Genomic DNA, 4419 nt, shown 5'->3' on the forward strand with positions numbered 1-4419 from the left:
GCCGCAAACGACTTACACCGACCGTCCGGCGACAACCCGCGCTGCCGACTGAACTCCACGAACAGCGTCGGTGTCCCCATCACGGCGGCGCCGCCCACCAGCGCCAGCGAACACTCCCCCGCCCGCAACGCCCGCACCGCCAGATGCAACGCCACCAACGACGACGAACACGCCGTATCCACCGTCAACGCCGGACCCTCAAACCCGAACGAATACGCGATACGACCGGACATGACACTGCCGGTGTTACCGGTCAGCACGTATCCCTCGTAGTTTTCGGCGACCTTCTCAAGCAGTGCGGAGTAGGTCTGCCCACCTGCGCCGACGAAGACGGCTGTCGGCGTCCGCCGCAGCGAGTCCGGGTTCATGCCGGCGTGTTCGAACGCCTCCCAGGACGTCTCCAGCAACAACCGCTGCTGCGGGTCCATCGCCGACGCCTCACGGGGCGAAATATCGAAGAAACCGGCGTCGAACTCGGTGGCGCCTGGGACGAAACCACCTTCCCGCGTGTACGACTTCCCCGGACTGTCCGGGTCCGGGTCGTAGAGATCGGCCAGATCCCAGCCCCGGTCCGTCGGAAATCCGGATATGCCGTCGCCACGCGAGATCAGCAGGTCCCACAGGTCCTCCGGGGTGCGCACGCCGCCCGGGAAGCGGCAGGCCATTCCCACGATCGCAATCGGATCGTCGGTTTCGGCGTCGGGCACTGACGCCCGTCCCGAAGCCGTCGAACTGTCCACCTGGCCGTCGTCACCGGCCAGCGCGGACAGGAGATGGTCGGCCAGATCGGTGGGCGTCGGGTAGTCGAACGCCAGTGTTCCGGGCAGCCGTAGGCCGATCGCGGCCGTCAGACGGTTGCGCAGTTCGACCGCGGCCAGCGAGTCAAACCCCATGCCCCGGAACACCCCGGTCGCCTCGACGGTCTGGCCGGACGGGTGACCGAGGACGACGGCCGCCTCACCGCGCACCAGGTCGAGCATGTGGCGGCGGCGCTCGTCGATGCTCATCGCGGCGAGCCGCTCGACGAGCGCCCCCGCTCCCGCGTCCCGGGGCCGGGTCCGGCCGCGCGAGGACGTCCGTCGGGACGCCGGGACCAAATCCTGGAGTACGGCGGGGGCGCTGTCCGCGCGCCGCAGGGCGGCGAGATCGAGCCGCAACGGCGCCGTGTAGGCGGCGCCCGTCCGCAGGGCGGCGTCGAACAGGGCGAGGCCCTGCTCGGCAGAGAAGGGGATAATGCCGCCGCGCTCGGCGCGCCGACGGTCTGCATCGGACAGGTGCGCGGTCATGCCGTGGCTCTGCTCCCACAGTCCCCAGCCGATCGACGTCGCCGGCAGGCCGGCTGCGGCGCGGTGGGACGCGAGCGCGTCGAGGAACCCGTTCGCTGCCGAGTAGTTGGCCTGGCCCGGCGATCCGAAGATCGCGGTCGCCGACGAGAACAGCACGAATGCCGACAGGTCCAGGTCGCGGGTGAGTTCATGCAGGTTCCAGGCCGCGTCGACCTTCGGCCGCAGCACACGGTCCAGGCGGTCGGGGGTCAGCGAGCCGACCATGCCGTCATCGAGGACGCCGGCGGCGTGCACGACCGCGACGAGCCCGGCGTCAGGGCGGATCGCCGCGAGCGCGTCGGCGAGCTGGTCACGGTCGGCGACGTCGCATGCCGCAAGCTCCACCTCGGCGCCGAGCTCGACCAGCTCGTCGCGCAGCGCGACGGCCCCCGGCGCGTTCGCGCCGGACCTGCTCACCAGCATCAGGTGCCGCGCGCCGTGCCGGACCACCAGATGCCGCGCGACGAGGGCACCGAGCGAGCCGGTCGCACCGGTAACCAGAACGGTGCCAGTGCTGTCACCCAGCAGCGGGCGGGAGACCTCGCGGGCGGGTTCATCGGAGGTGGCGCCGGCTGCGCCACCCGGCATCGTCAGAACGATCTTTCCGATGTGGCGGGCCTGACTGAGGTCGCGCAGGGCATCCACGGCATCACGCACCGGGACGGCCTTGACCTCCGCCGACCTGCGTAGGCCGGCGCGGAATAGCGCGACCAGCTCGTCGAGTATCTGGCCGATGCGCTCATATCCGGCGTCCAGAATGTCGAACGGCAGGTAGCGCGCGTCGGGACGGGCGTCGGGACGGGCGTCGGCGAGCGCGTCAGCCGGCCGGACGTCAGTCTTGCCCATCTCCAGAAACCGCCCGCCGTTGGCCAGCAGGCGCAGGGACGCGTCGACGAAGTCGCCGGCGAGCGAGTTCAGGACGATGTCGACGCCGCGACCGGCGGTGATCTCCGCGAATCGTGTCTCGAAGTCGAGGGTGCGCGAGGACGCGAGGTGGTCCTCGGGGATGCCCTGCGCCCGGACGGCTTCCCATTTCGCCGGGCTCGCGGTCGCGAACACCTCCAGGCCAAGCCACTGGGCAAGGGCGACCGCGGCCATACCCACGCCGCCGGCCGCCGCATGGATGAGGACCGACTCGCCGGGCTGGGCGACGGCCAAGTCGGCCAGCCCGTAGTAGGCCGTGAGGTAAGCGATCGGGACGGCCGCGGCCTCCGTGAACGTCCACTCCGGCGGCACGTAGGTGAGCAGTTGACGGTCGGTCACCGCCACCGGCGCGATCTGGCCGGGCAGCAGTCCCATCACCCGGTCGCCAGGGGCAAGGTCGGCGACGTCGGGCCCGACCTCAAGCACGATGCCGGCGCCCTCGGCGCCCATGTCCGCCTGGCCGGGATACATGTCGAGCGCGATGAGGGCGTCGCGGAAGTTGAGGCCCGCCGCGGACGTTTCCACCCGCACCTGCCCCGCCGCCAGCGGAACCCGCGCGGCGGGATGCGGCTCGGCCACCAGGTTCTCCAGCGTGCCACGCCGGGACACGCTCAGCCGCCACGGTGAGCCGTCCTCGGGGATGGCGAGGCCGGCCCGCGCCCCGCCGGGTGTTCCGGTGGACACGCCGCGCGGCGCTCCGGACGCATCGATCCGCGCGAGGCGCGGTGCCAGGACGCGACCACCGCGCAGGGCGCACTCTCCATCGGCCAGTCCCTCGACCACGGCCGCGAGCCCACGCCAGGCGGGCGGTGCCGTGTCCGCGGCTGGGTCAAGGTCCACCAGTGCGACGCGCCCGGGGTGTTCGGTCCGCGCCGACCGGGCGAGGCCCCACACGGCGGAGCGGGCGAGGTCGGCGACGGCCGAGTCGGGGCCGGTGGCCACCGCTCCCCTGGTGACGACGGTAAGTGTCGCCGCGGCGAAGCGCTCGTCCACCAGCCACTCCTGGAAGAGGAGCAATGCCCCGTTGGCGGCGGCGTGGACGTCCCGCGTGGTGATCGGCGTCGGTCGGTCGAGGTAGGGGGCCATCACATGCGCGGGCACAGGGGAACCCGCATCGATCGCCGCCCGCAGCTCGCCCAGATCGCGGTAGGCCGGCACTCCCCCGCCATCGACGTCGCCGACAAGGACGATATGACCGGTTTCGCCGACTGGGCGGGGATGGACATCCACCCAGTCCAGCCGGTGAAGCCACTCGAACACCGATTCGGCGCGAGCGGTCGCGGCGACCCGGGGGTCGGCGACCGCGCGCAGTTCGAGCGAGTCCACGACGAGAACCGGTTCGCCCGTGGCGTCCGCGGCGACGATGGCCAATGAGCCGCGCTCGGCACGGGAGATCCACACCCGCAGCACGTCCGTCGCCGACCCGAGCAGGGTCACGCCGCTCCAGCTGAACGGCACGCGTGCCTGGTCGTCGTCACCGAACAATCCGGGAAGGGCCAGGACGTGCAGGGCGGAATCGAGCAGCGCCGGATGGATGATGTATGCCTCATCGGTGTTCCGCCGGTCGTCGGCGAGCTCGGCTTCGACGAAGATCTCCTCACCCCGTCGCCAGGCGGACCGCAGCCCCTGGAAGGTGGGGCCGTAGTCGAAGCCGGCTTCGCGCAGAAGGTCGTACAGGTCCGCGACGTCGACGCTCTCGGCCCCGGACGGCGGCCACTCCCGCATGAGCTCGCCGGGAACGTCCCGCGCGGCGGTTTCGATCATGCCTACCGCGTGGCGGATCCACTGTGAGTTGGTGGCCTCAGCGGACTCCGAGCGGGAGTGCACGCTCACCGCTCGCCGGCCCGAGGAGTCGGGGCGGTTCACCACGACCTGTATGTCGACCGGCTCGCGGGCTGGAAGAGCGAGCGGCGTGTGCACGGTCAACTCGGCCAGCCGATCGCACCCGACCTGCTCAGCCGCGGCGAGGACGATGTCGAGGAACGCGGTCCCGGGCAGGATCGCGGCCCCCAGGATCGTGTGCTCCGCCAGCCACGGCTGGGTGCCGCGGGAGATACGGCCCGTGACGACAAGCTCGTCCCGATCGGCGATGCTGACCGAAGCCCCGAGCATCGGGTGCGCAAGGCCGCCCGCGCCCGCCGAAGGCGTCTCGCCGTCATGGCTGATGTCG

General features: G+C 71.6%; 1 protein-coding gene. It reads right to left on the reverse strand.

Annotation, left to right across the window (positions count from 1 at the left end):
• The coding region (locus NBW77_RS21820; protein WP_250280270.1) for an SDR family NAD(P)-dependent oxidoreductase at positions 1 to 4419 on the reverse strand (4419 nt) is incomplete at both ends.

The organism is Frankia sp. Cppng1_Ct_nod (assembly GCF_920656135.1).
Lineage (GTDB): Bacteria > Actinomycetota > Actinomycetes > Frankiales > Frankiaceae > Protofrankia > Protofrankia meridionalis.